The organism is Marinobacter sp. 1-4A, from assembly GCF_016597725.1.
Taxonomy (GTDB): domain Bacteria; phylum Pseudomonadota; class Gammaproteobacteria; order Pseudomonadales; family Oleiphilaceae; genus Marinobacter.
Genome location: NZ_VCGY01000002.1, coordinates 707,539 through 723,414, shown reverse-complemented (window position 1 = coordinate 723,414; position 15,876 = coordinate 707,539). Strand labels below are relative to the sequence as shown.

Below are 15,876 nucleotides of genomic sequence, written 5' to 3'. Positions count from 1 at the left end.
CGTTATAGCTACTCCCGCAATTCGCCAGAATGGAGGCTTCACGTTGAGACCACCTAACCAGTGCGTCAACGGGATTGGTTTTCCGCTGCCGCTCCAAACCAACCCGTTACGCTGGCGTTAGAGTTCTCGTCGTCCAAGCGTGGAGTGATTCCTAAATCATTGGAAGTAAAATGCCCGAAGAATCTAGAATTTTTCATTACACAAGTATTGAAGCTTTGGCCCTGATTCTTAGCTCGAGAAATATTCGATTTTCTCGGCTAGATGGTGTCGATGACGTCAAAGAATCTCAGCGGCTTAATGGCATTGATTTCGGCAAGTTTTTCTTTGTCAGTTGCTGGACTCAAAAACAAGAGGAAAGCATCCCTCAGTGGCACATGTATAGCGGAGATATGAAGGGTGTCCGGATTGAGCTTCCAGCTTATCCATTCCGAAAAGTCGTTACGGCGGCAGGCGAGCATCAATCTGGAATGCTTGTGACACAGGATATTACTGCACCACTGTCGGTCGATGAAATGATTGGTAACGGCTACTTTATTACGCCTCTGTTTTTCAATGACTTTTTCGCTGGCCCAGTAAACTATGTGCCTAATACAGAAGCTAAGTATGCAGAGGCAATTAGTCAAACTGATGATGGTGGGATGACAATCAATGGTCTTCCCAAACTTCCTAGGCTTAAGTCCCAAGACTGGGCTTTCCAAGAAGAATACAGATTTCATTTGTTCATTCTTCCCACATCCCATATGGAGGGCGGCACGGATGGGAGCATTTTTAAAGGTGAGGCAGCAGGGGATATCGGTACGGGATTCAGGAAAAATATCGATCCTGGAATAAACTATATAGATATCCCTATGGCCGAAGAGGCTTTAGATAACTTGGTAGTGCGGCTCGGCCCGTTATCCACTCCAGGCGGCAGGTTGTGCGTGGAAGCTTTGCTCGATAGATATGCACCTAATGCCAAGATTGAGGACAGCCACCTCACTGGGACTGTGAGATCAAGGAACGGTTAAAACTCTAACAAATTGTTGCAGTCTGTTCCGGGCCTTACGGCCCTCCACCGGACGCCCTTTTCTCCGCTTCGCTGCGCAAAGGTCGCCGCTGAACAAAAGCGTTATGTGTAAAAAATGGAGTCGTTTCATGCATGGATTTTGCGCGCTAAAACACCTTCGATACTGGGCTAAATTCTTCGCTATTGCCATTTGGAGCTTAGTAATCTGCACTTATGTTTGGTTTTTCTCGTATTTAGGAGGGGAAAATCCAACTGCGTGGGAGGAGTGGATCAAAACAGCCGTATCTGTAATAATCGGTGGAGTTGGTCTACAGACTTTACTCAGTACCTTACCAGCAGTTTAGTCTTCAGCCCCTATATTCAGTATTGCTAATTATTGTTGGTGCTATCGGTATAGGCATAGGGCTTGGCATATATGAAGAGTTCAAAGAAACTTTCCTGTGGCAAATGGTAGGAGTTGTTTACACATCAGTGTGTTTTGCCGGTTTTGTATACGGTTTCAGCCAAGACAGACTGAAACTACCACATAACCAGTAGCGTCAGTCGGACCGGCTTGTTCCGCTGCGCTCCACCAACCGGCCGCTGCGCAAAGCGTTAAACCACAAAAGGAGAATCCATGGGAGCTTGGGGTATTGGCAATTTTGAGAACGATGATGCGGTTGATTGGAGCTACGACATCGCTGATTCAAAAGGGGTAAAAGTTCTGACGGCGCCATTGCGTATCGTAGTGAGTGAAGCTGATTACCTAGAAGCACCCGATTGCTGCCAGGCATTGGCATCGGCAGAAATCGTTGCCAAAACTTTGTCCCAAGATACATCGGATCTCCCAGAGGAAATCCAGAATTGGTTAAAACAAAAAAAGGGGCTTTTCGGCAAGCCACCCTTCATTGAGAAGGAACATGCTTCGTTAGCAGCTGAAGCCGTTAAAAGAATCATTTCTGATTCCGAGCTCAAAGAGCTTTGGGAAGAGTCGGGCGAATATGATCAATGGGTTTCAAGGCAGAAGCATTTGTTGGGAGTCTTGGAGGGGTTTAACCAGTAGTTCAAGTTCGCTACGGCCCTGACTGGCCTCCGCCGGACCGCCCTTCCGTTGCACTCCAAGGCGGCCGCTTAACATTGGCGTTATGCGTTCATTGGGCTCTGGAGTTAAACGTGAATATTTCATCACAGCCGATATCAGACACCTCATCCAGCTTTAAGACCAGTCGTATAATTTTGTCAGGTAACGATGTAATGAAAATAAGACCAACTTTGCCAGGTGTCCTAGTTGGCTTAGCCTTGTTCTTTTCGCTCAATGGGTTATTTCTGTATATAATTTTTAGTGGAGCACGGATTGTATTTGAATCACAAAATAATTTACTTGGGCTCATATTCATTTTTGTAGGCTTATTTTTAATTTTTCTCTTTGGCAAGGCAAAGTTACTTTCCCATGATCTGATAGAGTTAGATAAGTCCAACAATAGTTATTGCCGTTACAAATTTCGGCTTCGCAAGCACGCCATTGAATCTAGTAAATTGTCTAAATTTTCAGCAGTACAAATACTTAAAAAAATTGTTAAAACCCACAACGGTACGCGAAGTATTGAATTCACAAGCTATGAGGTAAACTTGTGTGGTAATGATTCTCAGCGAACCAACCTAATTGATCATGGTGCTGAGGATCAAATAGTTTCTGATGCAAATACAATTGCACTTTACCTTAATCTTCCAGTGGTAAGGTCTAATGCATAACAAGTTGCTCAATAGGACGTGCCATCTCCGCGCGGCGTTTGTGCATTCGCTTCGCTCATTATTGCACAACCGTCGCGCTCCAATGGCACGCCTATTAGCAAGGCGTTAAAAGTCTCAATATGTCCGAAAACGAAGAGTTGAAACTATTCATTGATGAGATCGTTCATCGCTTCCCGGCTGTTGGGGAGAAGATGCAGAAGTGGCTGGAGTACCAAGGCTTCGATGACTTTACCCCGACAGCCATGATGGAAGCATTCTCTCAGGCGACGACTGAAGCGATGGCAAGAAGAGATGAAGAAACGGTTGTTGCGCATTTACGGTATGTATCGGAAAAGCTGACAAGGGCTTCAGCCAAAGAACGAGAGTATATTGATGTCTATTACGTCGAGTCGCTGATGTGGAATCTCGACAAGCAGGGCAAGAAATGGGGATGGGGGCTAGTTCCTCCGAATTTAAAGGAACTCTACATTGGAATGTGGGGCGATCCGGACTTTTAACCAGGTCAGGCACGGCGACGCCTTTTTCGTTGCGGCTTCGCCTCCACTACAAAGTCGCGCATGCTGGCGGCGTTAAATTCAGGGAGGAATCGCAAACATGGAGAAAGTTGTCACCGGCCTACTGGTGCTTGTAGGCATCATTCATCTCCTGCCTGTTTCCGGTGTATTGGGCGTGGATCGCCTTGCGGCTTTGTATGGCATTTCCCTGGGTGAGCCCAATATCGAAATTCTGATGCGTCACCGGGCTATTCTGTTTGGGCTACTCGGCCTATTTTTGGTGTACGCAGCCTTCCAGCCTTCGTTGCAAACAATGGCAATCATCGCAGGCTTGATCAGCGTTGTGTCTTTCATCGCTATTGCGTGGTCGGTTGGTGGGTACAATGAGTCTGTTCGCAAGGTCGTCATCGCAGACATCATAGCCACAGTCGCACTCATTGCTGCTGGGGTAATCCATGTTGTCGGTCGCAACCAAATTTAACAAGGCGCAGCAATTCGCGGCCTGTGGCCGCCGGACGCACTTTTCATTGCGGCTGCGCCTCCATTACAAGTGCGCCGTTGTGCGCTGGCGTTAGCCACACAAGGAGAGTGGTCCTATATGAAAATTCGAGCAGCATTGGCAAGCGATGCTCAGAGTATCGCAGATATACATACCACGAGTTGGCGTAATACGTATCAAAATGCCTTAACTGCGCAATATCTTTCGGATGTCGTACCTCAAGAACGAAATGAGGTGTGGGCAAGCCGGCTTGATATGCCAAAGCCTAACCAGCATGTGGTCGTTGCTGAGCAGGACGGAGAAATCCTGGGGTTCGCGTGTGTATATGCAGCTGAGAATTCCAAATGGGGCTCCTACTTGGATAATTTGCATGTACGCAAAGCCCATCAATCAAAAGGCATCGGAAAGTCGCTCTTGATCGAAGTTTCCCGTTGGTGTCACCAACAGGAGCCAATCGGAGGTTTGTGCTTGTTGGTGAACCAAGAGAATGTAAAAGCGCAAGCATTCTATAAATCGGCTGGGGCTCGTAACGCGCATGAGAGTGTATGGAATGCTCCAGATGGTAGTGTTGTTCCAACATACTGGTTTGTATGGGATAAAATCGGCTCCTTGGTAGAAAATGGCTAACAAGGCCAGCCACGGTGACGGTTACTACATTGCGGCTGCGCCTTCATTCCGCAACCGCGCGTGCTGAGCGGCGTTAAATGCCGGTGATAGCCATGTCCAAAGCTCCAACGATTTGGTCTCTAAAGTGCGATAGAGAGCCAACCGGGTTTTTGAGATGCTTTTCTGAAACAGAGGAAATTTGAGGCGTTAACAGCAGAAGCTCTTGGTCTGCAAAGCTGATTTCCGGTGTGACTCCTTGCATGGCTTCACCACTAAATGCGGAGCGTTTCCCCAAGGGGATGACGATTCGCGTTGCCAGCTCGCTCAACAGGCTGCTCTGAATATCGACAAGGTAAGGGTAGTGCGCTTTGCTGGTCTTGCTTGGGTTGGGGTATACATCGAACTGTGCCATCAAAATTCCCTGAATTCGTCGCCAAAGCATCCATGTTGTCCGACAAAATCGTTGTAACTTTTTATCGCGGCGCGGTTTTCTTCAACCCATTGTTCTGACTGACGTTTTGAGAGTTCTTCTTTCAGCGCTCGCTCGAGGGTAGCAGACAGGTTAATGTTTAGTTCACGGGTCTTACGCAGCAGATCGCTATTGACTGAGAGGTTTGCCGCTTTTTTGGGGGCAGCTACGTTGTAGAGTTCTGCCATTTGAGCCTCCAAGTGGCTATTTAATGGATGGTCTCAGTTTATGCGCATGCGGATGCGCATTCAAGCATTTAACCAATGGCTGTTGTCGGACGCACCTACGCTGGCGCTCCGGTGCGCCGCAAAGCCAAGGCGTTGAGGCTGTAGAAAAAGGTCAAAGGCCTATTTTGAGTCGAAATTGGTCAATAAATGAGCTAAAAATAGGGCCTATTCTTAAAATCTGGAGCACTCATGATTGAAAACACTTCCAGATTTCGCGTAGGAACGCGATCGAACAAAGGGGCGGGAGTTTTTCTACAGCCTCGTTAGGGAGTAAGGAAACACCATGGATCAGGCAGAATATTGGTACGCGGTAGCCTCAGTGCTGCTGTTCTTTAAAATGTTTACGATCTCCGCATATCAGGGGTTCCATCGTATCGGGAAGCTGACCTTCAAGACCCCCGAAGATGCAGCCTTCGTTGGTCGTGAGGCCGCCAAAGAAGAGTTGCCTCAAGTTCAGCGGGCGGCCCGTGCTTGGTTAAACGACCTCGAGAATATCCCCATTTTTCTGGGTTTAGGGGTGGCTTACATTTGGGTCGGCGCTTCTCCCGGTTGGGCTGTTTGGCTTTTCCTGGTATTTACGGGAGCCCGCTACCTGCATACATTATTCTATCTGGCCGGAATTCAGCCTTGGCGAACGGTGGCGTATGCAGTCGGAGTGGTGTGCATGTTCATCATGAGCGTTCAGATCCTCGTGGCACTTCCCTAACCATGCAAGCCACGGCGACGGTTACTGCATTGCGGCTTCGCCTCCATTCCGCAACCGCGCGTGCTTAGCGGCGTTAAATTTTTTGCCGCACCCTCGTAGACTATGTTGTAATACATTGTAGTAGCCAAACTCGAGGGTATAGTCATGAGCGTCACCACGGTTCGCCTTCAAGCAGAAGTTGAACAGCACCTGGAAGCAATTGCTGGCAGGTTGCACCGGAGCAAAGGTTGGGTAATTAACCAAGCATTATCGGAGTACATAGAAAAGCAGCAGCTGGAGCAAGAACGCTGGAAACAGACCTTAGAAGCAATGGAGTCCGCTGCACAAGGCAAGGTTGTTGATGCCCGCGAGGTTCACAGCTGGCTTAATAGTTGGGGAACCGACAACGAGCAGGATGCACCGAGGTCAGGTAAGTGAAACTGGTTTACACGGACGAAGCCATTGAAGATTTACAGCGCCTCAGGGAGTTCATTGCAGTCCACAATCCATCGGCGGCAGCCCGGATCGCCACCGAACTGGTTGGCAAAATCGAATTGCTTCCTGATTTTCCCAAGATGGGCACACCAGTTGAAATGGCACCGGTGCCTGACTCTGTTCGAGATATGGTTTTCGGGAAATATGTCGTTCGATATTCGCTCCATCCCAGTGCCATCATCATTCTCCGGGTATGGCATGGCCTTGAAGGTGAGCGGTAGTAATTTAACCAGGCGCGTCACTCGGATGCCTTTGTCTCCGCTGCGCTGTGACAAAGCCACCGGTGCGCTTCAGCGTTAGGAGTAAAAATGAAAAGGATATCAATCAAGATAGGACACTTAATCTGGTCCTTTTTCTTGTTTCTTGGTCGCAAAAGCAATGGACTCGAAAAAAATATAATCACTATCAATGACACCAGATATGCGTATTTAGCTCCAAGTACCGTTGATCCTGAATTTGAAACTATAGTGTTGATTCATGGATTCACCGGGTTCAAGGAGTACTGGTCAGACTTCATGCGGTCATGCAGAGGTAAACTAAATTTTATTGTGATTGATTTACCAGGTCATGGCGAAAGTGGTTTTGATCATGAAACCTCCTTTCAGAAACAGACCTCGGCGCTGGTTCATGAAGTTATATGCCGAAGCCAAATAAAGACTGCTCATTTTGTTGGGGCCTCAGTAGGTGCTTGGGTAGCTTGTCTGTTTGCAATGGAGAGTCCGTCCTATGTTAAGACTCTCACTTTAATCGGGCCTGTGGGGGTGCCCGCAACCTCATCCTCCGAGTTTTTTAGTCTGGTGGATGAGGGAAAGAATCCGTTTTGGGCGTCAACGCAGCAGGAGTACACCCATCTTTTAGGGCTCGCACTCAAAAATCCACCACCCGAATTTTGGCCACTTTCCAACTTTTTATTAGCAGATTATGCTAAGCGCCAGCCCATCTATAAACATATTTGGCAGCAGATTACCGATAGCGATCAACGGGTGTTGCCAATCGATTTGGCAAGGCTTTCTGAGTTGCCTTGCAGTAAGCATGTGATCATGGGTGACGAAGAAAGGACAATCCACCATTCAATTTTGAAAAAATTGACGGATCAAGTGAGCGGTATTGGTGTACACCAATGCCCAGAGAGTGGTCATTCAGTACAATGTGATCAGCCGAAGTGGCTAGCAGATTTAGTCCGCACTGAAGTCATAGGCAGCTCCTAACCAAGGGCTGCAGCGGACTGTTTTTCCGGCGCGCTACGCCTCCAAATCGGCCGCTGAGCCCGGGCGTTGAGGCTGTAGAAAAAGGTCAAAGGCCTATTTTGAGTCGAAATTGGTCAATAAATGAGCTAAAAATAGGGCCTATTCTTAAAATCTGGAGCACTCATGATTGAAAACACTTCCAGATTTCGCGTAGGAACGCGATCGAACAAAGGGGCGGGAGTTTTTCTACAGCCTCGTTAGGCAAAGATCTTACCTATGGAACCATCTCTCTTCGCTATCGCTCTCTCTGCTCTAGTGCCTTCGCTTTTTCCAACACGACGAGGCATGGCCAGAGCCGCTTCAGTGTATGCACTGTTAATAGCCGGTTTCTTGGGCTTGCTCTGGTTATTTGCTCCCTTCGATGAAAAGCTTGCCGCGTTCCTTGGCGTGGTCTTTCTTTCCGTACTGATATTGGTCGTTCTGATCGCTTCGTGTGCGGTTAAATTAGTAATCGGCTCCATCCTGTTTAATAGGAACCCAGAGGCTACTGTTCTGTTACGCTGTGCTCTATTGGCTTCCGGGGTAGCCATCGCATTGATGGTTGAGTTCGTTGTGCTACAAAACCCTGCGAATCTAGATTTTGCGGCTAGAGTGGGAACGGCAGCTCTGTGGTTTGGGCTTGCAATCTGGTTGATACCTAACAATGCACGGAAGACGGACGCGTGAGACGCACCGCTTCGTTTCGCGTGTGTGCCGGGCATGGCACTAGACTCGTCGGGTGAAAGTCCCGATACCAGGTATCCGCGGAGCCGAAGATTAGCGGAAGGGCAAGGGCGTCATCGCGAGGTGGGGTCTGGAGGAAGCCCAACGCAAATTGGCGGGGCGACGAACAGGAACTGGATATGAGGTGTGACGTACTCGGGGCGAGCTGGCACGTGACAGCGAAGCCCTCCATCCGCAACGGGGTGTGTTTTATAAATCCAGCGTCTACGCCATGAAAGTCTAGGGTCTTACCCCGGGAGGTCTGTAGCGTGTTGAGGGATCAACTGAAGGGCGAGTGATCGCCCTTGATCGCGTTGCAGAAGTCAGCAGAGGGCATAGTACTGCGGCCTACTCGGCGCGATGTGATATTGCGAAGTGAATAGCGGCAGGAAGGCCTGAACGGTTGAGAGGAGGACAAGTTGTCTTGGTACAGCGGTATTGCACCAGACCCGGTGAAACCGCGGTAGGCTAGGTAACACATAGAAATCCGGTTGGTGCTCTGTCGATTCATCAGTTCTGAGAGGAGTGTCATGGCTGTGAATCACGAAGGCAGGCCACCAAAGTAATCAACCGAACCGCCGTGGTACGTGATCCGTATGCCCGGTGGTGTGGGAGGAGGGGCGCCGTGAGGCGCCTCCCTATCCCGATTAGCACCTCATGCTCGACGGCTGTCGTTCACCTCGTCCGCAAGCCAAGCCTTAATCAGTGACTGATAAGGCATGTCTCGTTTGTTGGCCTCGATTTTGATTCTGTTAAGCAGCGTTTCGGGCAAACGGAGCGAAATCGTCTTGGTTGAAGGCTTCAGCTTCGGAAAAGAAGCAGGTTTTGCCTGACGCCAGTCCAGGTAATCCGAGGAGTCGTGGGTCTCCCAGAACTCGCGCTCTTCTGCTTCAGTTTTAAACTCAGGCATCTTTTTCAACTTGCTCATAAACAGCCCTCTCTTTGCGGTGCATGTCGCGAGCTGAAATCACGCGAATCAGTGTACCGTTCTGCCTTAGTGTAAATGTGATGTGGAGTAGCCTTTCATCATCTGTTTCACCAAGGGCATGAAACCGGGCTTCTGCTTGGCTGTGTCTGGAATCCTCCAGCACGAGAAGCGGCTCATTAAAGAAGATCTCTTCCGCTTCGGACTGGTTGACGCCATGCTTCTCCGCGTTTTTGCGGGAGTTGCCTTCGTCCCAGTCAAAGCCAGTGACTTGTACCCAGTTGATCATAAAAGTATATTACCAGCATATACGTCACCGTCAACAAGTGCTAACCAATGCAGGCACGGCGACGCCTACTACATTACGCCTTCGGCTCCATTCCGTAGGCGCGCATGCTGCAAGCGTTTATATTTCAAGGAGTGAACTTTGGAACTCGTAATAGGGAATAAAAATTATTCGTCATGGTCGTTAAGGCCTTGGCTACTTTTGTCAGTCCACGAGTTACCTTTTAAGGAAGTGCGGATTCCGCTGAATCAAGACGATACATACACTGCGCTTGCCCAGCATACCGATGCAGGGAAAGTCCCGGTGCTCAAAGACAAGGACTTGGTCATTTGGGATTCGCTGGCAATTTGCGAGTATATTTCAGAGCAGTATCTGGACGGCCGCGGATGGCCAAGTTCCGTTCGTGCACGAGCGGAAGCAAGATCTTGCTGCGCAGAAATGCACTCGGGTTTCACAGAAATTCGAGGCCAATTGCCAATGAATTGCCGCGCAATCGGACGCAAAGTCCCTTTTAATGCAACCCTTGAACGAGAAATAGCTCGGATAGACCGAATCTGGTCGCAGTACCGTGAAACCTATTCGAGTGCCGGCCCTTGGTTGTTCGGTGAGTTCTCTATTGCAGATTGCATGTTTGCACCAGTTGCGTCGCGATTTAAAACCTACGGGATCAAGGTCTCGGCGGTATCTTCAGAATATATGCAGTTTGTCCTCGACCATGAACAAATGAGGGAGTGGGTTAGCCATGCTCACGGTGAGCCCGAAACCATAGGCGTGTCCGAGGTAGGAATATAATTTGCTGCTACGTGTTCCCATATAGAGGAGCTATCGCATGGATCTGGAATTTCAGCCAGGCACGAACATAGCCTTGAAAATCCCGGCTCACGAGTATCAGAGCACGGTACGATTCTATAGGGATGTGCTCCGCTTCACGGAGATACAATCCAATGGCCCGGACGACACACCAAGATTTGAATTTGGGGACAAAGTTCTGTGGCTCGACTGTATGTCTGGTTTAAGCCAGTCTGAGATTTGGTTGGAAGTCGTCACCAGCGATATTGGTGAAGCCTCTGAATATCTCAAGGAGCAAGGTTGCCATCGTAGAGACGAGATCGAGCCACTTCCAAATGGGTTTAAGGCGTTCTGGATATCAAGTCCATCCAACATTATTCATTTGGTGTCATCGAGCAGTGACACGTAACAAGGCCAGGCGCGGCCACGTCGACTACATTGACTTCGCCTTCATTCCGCAGCCGCCCATGCTGGTGGCGTTGGGCAACAAGAAGTGGATCGTTGATTTGGCTCAAGGGAGCGGTATGATATTGTCATACTTTTTCTGCGTTAGGGGCGTTAGCTATGAGCATGCATCGGAAAACCATCACGCTGACTGAACAGCAAGACGACTGGGTAAAAAGTCAGGTTGAAAGTGGTCACTTTGGTAATGACAGTGAGTATATCCGCGATCTCATCCGGAGGGACCAGCAGGTTAAAGAACGTCTTGCCACGCTGAGGCAAGCACTCGCTGAGGGTGAGTCAAGTGGGAAACCTAAGCCGCTCGATATGGCAGCTATTAAAGCGGCGGGCCGCAAGCGAATAAAGGCCGCCAATTAGTGCTTAAGCTGAGTGTTACGCCAAAGGCGGAATCAGACCTCATCGGAATTTGGGTATATACCTACGAAGAATGGGGTGTTGAGCAGGCGGATAAATACTTGGAGCAGTTGGACGAAGGAATGAAACAGTTGATCAACCATCCATCACTTGGCGCAGATTATACCCACGTTTTTTCTGGGTATCGCAGATTCCAGGTCGAGCACCACGCGGTTTTTTATCAGGTACTCGAACCGGAGGTGGTTGTTGTTCGTGTGCTGCACGAGGATATGGATGCGCCTGAAAGGCTTCTGGAATAAGGGTAGCTATGTTTTGGTCCCAGCTTCAAGATTTTCCATCCGGTTCCCTGCCATTGTCGCCCAACAAGTAGTTGCACTCGGAAAAACTATTCGCTGGCGCTCCCAATTTTCCGGTGAGCTAGGCGTTAGCACCTCATGCCCGACGGTTGTCGTTCACCTCGTCTGCAAGCCAAGCCTTGATCAGTGATTGATAGGGCATGTCTCGATTGTTGGCCTCGACTCTGATTCTGTTAAGCAGCGTTTCGGGCAAACGGAGCGAAATCGTCTTGGTTTGAAGGCTCATGGGCATGAAGCCGGGCCTCTGCTTGGCTGTGTCTGGATCTCCCAACACAAGAAGCGGTACATTCGAGGAAATCTACAACGGGGAATTTTCTACGCGTTGTTCCGATACCAATAGCAATGAGTATATTCATATTGAGGGGTTCCGATGACTGATTATGTCGGTTCTTGTTTGTGTGGCACAGTAAACTTTGAGATAAAAGGTAGCTTCGATAGCTTTTACCTGTGCCACTGTCAGCGTTGCCAAAAAGATACGGGTTCAGCCCATGCGGCAAATCTGTTTTCACAGTCAGCGAAGTTGGTTTGGCGCTCGGGTGCAGAAGCGGTTACGTCCTATACGCTTCCAGATACTCACCACACCAAAAGCTTTTGTAAGTTGTGTGGCTCAGCGTTGCCATACAGTTTGATCGGAGGTTTGCTCGTTGTGCCTGCAGGGTGCTTGGACACTGACATCGCTATGGCGCCAACAGCGCACATCTTTTCATCCAGTAAAGCAGTTTGGGATGAGAAGTTAGGGGAGATGCCAGTGTTCGAAGGGCTGCCAGATTGAGCGTCCTAACTTGTCCGAGCCTAGCCCTTGCTGCTTCCATTGGAGGCACTAGTAGGGTGAATCTAAAATTTCGAGGAATAGAATATGAGTTTAAGGCTTATCGGTACTATTGGGACATTTCTTTTGGTTTTTCTGGGGCTAATGTACAAGGTTGGCGACTTTAACACGGAAGAGTTCTTCGTTTTTCTTGGCTTGGCGTCGATCGCGGGCCTAATCGCTTGGTTTAAGCTTTTCAAGCCAGGTCCTCAACGGGAAGGCAACTAAGGACAGGTGCTCGGCCCTATGCAATCATTTGCATTAGCAGTGGCGGCATTGAGGATTTCTTCACACATCTGATTTTGGTTTTTGTGCTCGCCGTTAACGACCACATCGGCGTAGCGGGTATATAGTCCGTGGCGTTCGGTAAACAAGTCTTCCAGTGTCTGCTCTGGACGTTTGGATATGCCTCTTAGGCTGAAGTCACCAATACGCTGTCGAACCGTTGCGAGAGAAATATCCAAGAATACGATGATGCTGTTTTGCTTAAGGTGCCGCATTGCGCGGTCGCTGTATACAGCACTGCCGCCGGTTGCAATCACGTGGCCTGTTACGTCTAAATCGCATAGAACCTGTTCTTCAATACGGCGCAAAGCCTCATAACCTTCACCATCCACAATAGACTGTAAGGTTTGGCCTGAGTGGGATTGAATTAACAAATCTGTATCTATGAAAGCCAAGGCAGCGGCCTTGGCCAATAGAACTCCCAGAGTGCTTTTGCCTGAGCCGGGCATACCGATCAGCACAACATTATTTTGCGGTGAAGACATAGTTATAGCCTACCTATAGATCCGAAGAGTATCGAAAGGCTTACGATGATACAAAACCACACCTGTGCCGTAATGTTGGGGATAATCGTGAAGAGGATAGCGCATGATGAGCCCCGCTGACGAATCTCGGGTCATTGAAATGGCCTGGGAAGATCGAACCCCATTTGAAGCCATTTTCGGGCTTTATGGCATGTCGGAGACGGATGTAATTCGGTTTATGCGACGGTCGCTCAAGCCCGGGAGTTTTAAGTTATGGCGTGAGCGAGTATCGGGGCGTTCAACAAAACACCTGAAATTGAGGGATCCCAAGGTTGGGCGCAGTCACTGTTCAACACAGTATAAGCACCGGTCTCGTTAAATTACCTCGCTTCTATAATTATTCGGAGTATCAACTACACCTTGGCTTGAAAGTGTGTCAGGATCATCGCCAAATTTTTGCGGACACGGAAGTATGGCCAGATCATCCAAGTATAAAAAAACGCCTCTTTGGCACCCGCGTTTATGGCCATCATGGGCGATTGTATTTCTGCTATATCTCTTGTCTTTTTTGCCCATGTCATCCAAGCAGAAGCTGGGTGAACGGCTGGGCCACTTTCTGTGCAGTAAGCTAAAATCCCGTGCGCGAGTGGCCGATCGAAACCTTGAGCTCTGTTTTCCTGAGCTAGATGAGGAAGCCCGGAAGAAACTTGTACAAGACAACTTCATTGCATGCACCCGCGGATTTCTGGAAAGCGCTCATGCTTGGTGGCGTGATGTATCACCCTATTGTGAGGCGGCCGAAGTGCAGGGGTTGGAGCATCTTCGAGAGGCCCAAAGCAGAGGTAAGGGTGTGCTTTTGATAGGCGGCCATTACAGTATTTTTGATTTCGCGTTACCGCTGGTTGCCTGCCACTTGAAAAAACCCGGATACGTTTACCGGCCCAATAATAATCCGGTTATTGATCGCATGATTGAAAACGGCCGCCGTCGCCACTTCGGTATCCGGCCGTTCACCAAGCGCGAGTTGCGGCCAATGGTGACGTTTTTGAAGAAAGGGGGCGAAGTTTGGTTTGCTTGTGATCAGGATTTCGGTGGTAAAACGGAACTGTTCGTGCCGTTTTTTGGTATAGAGGCAGGCTGCATTACTTCTCCAAGTTATATTGCTAAAGTCTCCGGTGCGTCGGTTATTTGTGTGAGCCACTTACGGATGCCAGATGGCGGCTATCGTGTTGTTTTCTCTCCGATACAGGCCGGCTTTGGGGCTGATAAAGTCAAGGATACCGAGGTTTGGAATCGGTATATTGAAGACTCAATTCGCGAACAGCCTGATCAGTATCTGTGGCTGCACAAGCGCTTTAAATCCCGCCCCGAGGGCGCAAACAAAATCTATTAAAAGTAAACTGTCAGGCGTCCGGATAATCTGGCGTCTTTGCTCAGGTGCTCAGACTCCGCCGTCAGTGGTTTGCCTAATTCTATATAGGCTGAAACCTCACGGGTAAGCATCCTAAGCCCGATGCCAGACGCAGCCCCGGAGCTGTTTTCACTGGTTTTGTTCTCGTGAGCGGTGGCGATGCCATAATAAATATACGGCACCCAGCGCGCGCCCTTCATCCAGAAGTCACGGTTAAACCCCCGCCTTAGTTCAAGTTTTGAGCCAATGCCTGAGTCGCCGCTGAACTCTCCCGATTCGTAAGCTCGGGCGAACTGGCTTCCACCTACAGAAAAACGCTGGGAGTAGGGTAGGTTATCTCCAGAGTATTGCCCCGCAATGTCCAGCTTGAAAGAAGCGCCAGCGGGCAATCCGTACCAGAGCGTGTAATGTGCATCGATAATCTGAAAGTCGAGATCTTGTTCATCGTTGGCCCTAGTTCCGCTGCGCTTGGCGCCCAGAGTGTCAACACCCACCCTCCCAGCAAGCCCGATTCTGGAGGTGCTGGTTGCATTTCTCACATACGTAAGGGCACGCACATTGGCCATGCGAAGCTGTTCATCAACCTCGGTTTCAGAGCCCTTTTCCCGCGTGTAGTCCCGAAGAGTGAGGCTGCCATCAAGAGCCAGTGATAGGTCGTCAGTCTCAACTAATTCATGGCGCCACTTAAGCCTCGCCCAAATACGCCGGTATACCCTGCTGGGGCTGACGTTGTAATTCTGAGGTACCGCTCGTGATGAACTGATATCGGCATACACAGTATCGCGCCCGGATGTGGGGAGTGATAAGCCTGCACCTACATTGCGATAGCCTTCCGATTCGATTGTATGAAGGCCAGAAACGTAAACTTCGCGAAGACCCGCCCCAGGCCCAATAACACTCACTTTTCCGGCAATCATGTGCTGGCCCAGATTTTGGCTGCCCTCGGCACTGTAGGTAAGCTCCCCCCGGACTTGGGGCGCAATGGTTAGGGTAACCTGATAGCGCCCCAGAGATGTTTCTACAACGCTTGCTGACAGCCCAACACTGATGGCTCGCTCAAGGGCACGGGCAAACCTGTCGATATTCTTTCTTGAAATCGATGGCCGCTCTAGCAGGGGGGTTAAACGTTCGCGTATATCGGACTGCTGGCCGAATGTGCCTCCGGCGATTTGAATGTCGACAACCCTAGGCTCTTCTACGCGCACCAAGAGGATATTTTCACTATCGGGGTGGTCAGTAACGCTGACAGCTGGTGCGAGGTAGCCCTGACTGGTGTAGTAGTCGCGAGTTTGCTCGCCTAAGCGGGTTTTTAGTTTTGTGTCTACCGGTTTGCCGAGGCTGTCAGCATACAGAGGAAGAAGTTGTGCAGAGCCAAACACAGAAATACCGTCAAAAATTACAGCGCCCACTGTTCGATCTTGTGTCGCTGAGCAAATTGCAGGCAGGGTTAGCGACAGTAGAAAAATGAAAAATCCTAATATGCTTGTAGGCATAACCATTACCGTCTATTCGTTCGACATGCGATGAGATTACCGTTTAAAGATATGAAATGTTGTAAAACATTGTTTAAAAGCC

25 protein-coding genes are annotated in these 15,876 nt (G+C 49.3%); 18 read left to right on the top strand and 7 right to left on the bottom strand.

From position 1 onward, the window contains the following. The first annotated feature begins 170 nt into the window (after nucleotides 1–170). The 6 genes from FE845_RS07060 (at nucleotide 171) to FE845_RS07035 (ending at nucleotide 4,357) form a co-directional block, all read left to right on the top strand. Complete coding sequence (locus tag FE845_RS07060) at nucleotides 171–1,007, top strand: DUF2971 domain-containing protein (protein ID WP_200362765.1); 837 nt, start codon at nucleotides 171–173, stop codon at nucleotides 1,005–1,007. 615 nt (nucleotides 1,008–1,622) lie between these two features. After that, nucleotides 1,623–2,048 (top strand): DUF4259 domain-containing protein, encoded by a 426-nt coding sequence (locus FE845_RS07055; protein WP_200362763.1) that lies wholly within the window; start codon nucleotides 1,623–1,625, stop codon nucleotides 2,046–2,048. A 110-nt stretch (nucleotides 2,049–2,158) separates the two neighbouring features. Beyond that, the gene (locus FE845_RS07050; RefSeq protein WP_200362760.1) at nucleotides 2,159–2,737 is read left to right on the top strand and encodes a hypothetical protein; all 579 of its coding nucleotides are present in this window, start codon (nucleotides 2,159–2,161) and stop codon (nucleotides 2,735–2,737) included. A 119-nt stretch (nucleotides 2,738–2,856) separates the two neighbouring features. Then, entirely contained in the window at nucleotides 2,857–3,234 is a 378-nt protein-coding gene (locus FE845_RS07045) for a hypothetical protein (RefSeq protein WP_200362758.1), read from the top strand. A gap of 97 nt (nucleotides 3,235–3,331) precedes the next feature. Next, on the top strand, nucleotides 3,332–3,712 hold the full coding sequence (locus FE845_RS07040; RefSeq protein WP_200362756.1) for a phosphopantetheine adenylyltransferase: 381 nt from the start codon (nucleotides 3,332–3,334) through the stop codon (nucleotides 3,710–3,712). Nucleotides 3,713–3,829: 117 nt separating this feature from the next. Continuing rightward, on the top strand, nucleotides 3,830–4,357 hold the full coding sequence (locus FE845_RS07035) for a GNAT family N-acetyltransferase (protein ID WP_200362753.1): 528 nt from the start codon (nucleotides 3,830–3,832) through the stop codon (nucleotides 4,355–4,357). Between the two features lie 73 nt (nucleotides 4,358–4,430). Here the strand turns inward: FE845_RS07035 and FE845_RS07030 are convergent, their stop codons facing one another. Beyond that, nucleotides 4,431–4,748 carry a CcdB family protein gene (locus FE845_RS07030; protein ID WP_106760638.1) on the bottom strand — a complete coding sequence of 106 codons (318 nt, stop codon included), beginning with the start codon at nucleotides 4,746–4,748 and terminating at the stop codon, nucleotides 4,431–4,433. Then, entirely contained in the window at nucleotides 4,748–4,993 is a 246-nt protein-coding gene (locus FE845_RS07025; RefSeq protein WP_106760637.1) for a type II toxin-antitoxin system CcdA family antitoxin, read from the bottom strand. The genes FE845_RS07030 and FE845_RS07025 overlap by 1 nt, the downstream gene beginning before the upstream one ends. Before the next feature lie 322 nt (nucleotides 4,994–5,315). Between FE845_RS07025 and FE845_RS07020 the strand changes: the two genes are divergently transcribed. The 5 genes from FE845_RS07020 (at nucleotide 5,316) to FE845_RS07000 (ending at nucleotide 8,125) form a co-directional block, all read left to right on the top strand. Beyond that, complete coding sequence (locus FE845_RS07020) at nucleotides 5,316–5,738, top strand: MAPEG family protein (RefSeq protein ID WP_200362751.1); 423 nt, start codon at nucleotides 5,316–5,318, stop codon at nucleotides 5,736–5,738. A 144-nt stretch (nucleotides 5,739–5,882) separates the two neighbouring features. Further along, complete coding sequence (locus tag FE845_RS07015; RefSeq protein ID WP_022989998.1) at nucleotides 5,883–6,155, top strand: CopG family ribbon-helix-helix protein; 273 nt, start codon at nucleotides 5,883–5,885, stop codon at nucleotides 6,153–6,155. After that, the gene (locus tag FE845_RS07010; RefSeq protein ID WP_023012028.1) at nucleotides 6,152–6,433 is read left to right on the top strand and encodes a type II toxin-antitoxin system RelE/ParE family toxin; all 282 of its coding nucleotides are present in this window, start codon (nucleotides 6,152–6,154) and stop codon (nucleotides 6,431–6,433) included. The genes FE845_RS07015 and FE845_RS07010 overlap by 4 nt, the downstream gene beginning before the upstream one ends. 87 nt (nucleotides 6,434–6,520) lie before the next feature. Further along, nucleotides 6,521–7,420 carry an alpha/beta fold hydrolase gene (locus FE845_RS07005; protein WP_200362749.1) on the top strand — a complete coding sequence of 300 codons (900 nt, stop codon included), beginning with the start codon at nucleotides 6,521–6,523 and terminating at the stop codon, nucleotides 7,418–7,420. A gap of 255 nt (nucleotides 7,421–7,675) precedes the next feature. Further along, nucleotides 7,676–8,125 carry a hypothetical protein gene (locus tag FE845_RS07000; RefSeq protein ID WP_200362747.1) on the top strand — a complete coding sequence of 150 codons (450 nt, stop codon included), beginning with the start codon at nucleotides 7,676–7,678 and terminating at the stop codon, nucleotides 8,123–8,125. Nucleotides 8,126–8,816: 691 nt separating this feature from the next. On the opposite strand, the gene FE845_RS06995 is transcribed toward FE845_RS07000, so the two are convergent. Beyond that, entirely contained in the window at nucleotides 8,817–9,089 is a 273-nt protein-coding gene (locus FE845_RS06995) for a BrnA antitoxin family protein (RefSeq protein ID WP_200362745.1), read from the bottom strand. After that, a complete protein-coding gene (locus FE845_RS06990; RefSeq protein ID WP_200362743.1) occupies nucleotides 9,064–9,375 on the bottom strand; it encodes a BrnT family toxin in 312 nt (103 codons plus the stop codon). The genes FE845_RS06995 and FE845_RS06990 overlap by 26 nt, the downstream gene beginning before the upstream one ends. 138 nt (nucleotides 9,376–9,513) lie before the next feature. On the opposite strand from FE845_RS06990, the gene FE845_RS06985 reads away from it, so the two are divergent. The 4 genes from FE845_RS06985 to FE845_RS06970 all read left to right on the top strand — a co-directional run bounded on the left by FE845_RS06985 (nucleotide 9,514) and on the right by FE845_RS06970 (nucleotide 11,276). Continuing rightward, nucleotides 9,514–10,164 (top strand): glutathione S-transferase family protein, encoded by a 651-nt coding sequence (locus FE845_RS06985; protein ID WP_200362740.1) that lies wholly within the window; start codon nucleotides 9,514–9,516, stop codon nucleotides 10,162–10,164. 37 nt (nucleotides 10,165–10,201) lie between these two features. After that, the gene (locus tag FE845_RS06980; protein ID WP_200362738.1) at nucleotides 10,202–10,570 is read left to right on the top strand and encodes a VOC family protein; all 369 of its coding nucleotides are present in this window, start codon (nucleotides 10,202–10,204) and stop codon (nucleotides 10,568–10,570) included. Nucleotides 10,571–10,725: 155 nt separating this feature from the next. Next, entirely contained in the window at nucleotides 10,726–10,980 is a 255-nt protein-coding gene (locus tag FE845_RS06975; protein ID WP_200362735.1) for a type II toxin-antitoxin system ParD family antitoxin, read from the top strand. Next, complete coding sequence (locus tag FE845_RS06970) at nucleotides 10,980–11,276, top strand: type II toxin-antitoxin system RelE/ParE family toxin (protein WP_200362733.1); 297 nt, start codon at nucleotides 10,980–10,982, stop codon at nucleotides 11,274–11,276. The genes FE845_RS06975 and FE845_RS06970 overlap by 1 nt, the downstream gene beginning before the upstream one ends. A gap of 133 nt (nucleotides 11,277–11,409) precedes the next feature. On the opposite strand, the gene FE845_RS06965 is transcribed toward FE845_RS06970, so the two are convergent. Beyond that, nucleotides 11,410–11,559, bottom strand: a complete 150-nt coding sequence (locus tag FE845_RS06965) for a CopG family antitoxin (RefSeq protein WP_227714123.1) — start codon at nucleotides 11,557–11,559, stop codon at nucleotides 11,410–11,412. A 144-nt stretch (nucleotides 11,560–11,703) separates the two neighbouring features. On the opposite strand from FE845_RS06965, the gene FE845_RS06960 reads away from it, so the two are divergent. Next, nucleotides 11,704–12,105 carry a GFA family protein gene (locus tag FE845_RS06960; protein WP_200362729.1) on the top strand — a complete coding sequence of 134 codons (402 nt, stop codon included), beginning with the start codon at nucleotides 11,704–11,706 and terminating at the stop codon, nucleotides 12,103–12,105. Nucleotides 12,106–12,365: 260 nt separating this feature from the next. Here FE845_RS06960 and FE845_RS06955 read toward each other — a convergent pair whose 3' ends face one another. After that, nucleotides 12,366–12,911: a shikimate kinase gene (locus FE845_RS06955; RefSeq protein ID WP_200362727.1), complete on the bottom strand. Its 546-nt coding sequence runs from the start codon at nucleotides 12,909–12,911 to the stop codon at nucleotides 12,366–12,368. Between the two features lie 103 nt (nucleotides 12,912–13,014). Here FE845_RS06955 and FE845_RS06950 point away from each other — a divergent pair, with 103 nt between their 5' ends. Both FE845_RS06950 and FE845_RS06945 read left to right on the top strand, forming a co-directional pair. Continuing rightward, a complete protein-coding gene (locus tag FE845_RS06950) occupies nucleotides 13,015–13,269 on the top strand; it encodes a TIGR03643 family protein (protein WP_227714122.1) in 255 nt (84 codons plus the stop codon). Nucleotides 13,270–13,362: 93 nt separating this feature from the next. After that, nucleotides 13,363–14,283, top strand: a complete 921-nt coding sequence (locus tag FE845_RS06945) for a lysophospholipid acyltransferase family protein (protein ID WP_200362725.1) — start codon at nucleotides 13,363–13,365, stop codon at nucleotides 14,281–14,283. Here FE845_RS06945 and FE845_RS18910 read toward each other — a convergent pair. Next, the gene (locus FE845_RS18910; RefSeq protein WP_200362722.1) at nucleotides 14,280–15,710 is read right to left on the bottom strand and encodes a ShlB/FhaC/HecB family hemolysin secretion/activation protein; all 1,431 of its coding nucleotides are present in this window, start codon (nucleotides 15,708–15,710) and stop codon (nucleotides 14,280–14,282) included. The genes FE845_RS06945 and FE845_RS18910 overlap by 4 nt on opposite strands. Nucleotides 15,711–15,876: the final 166 nt, after the last annotated feature.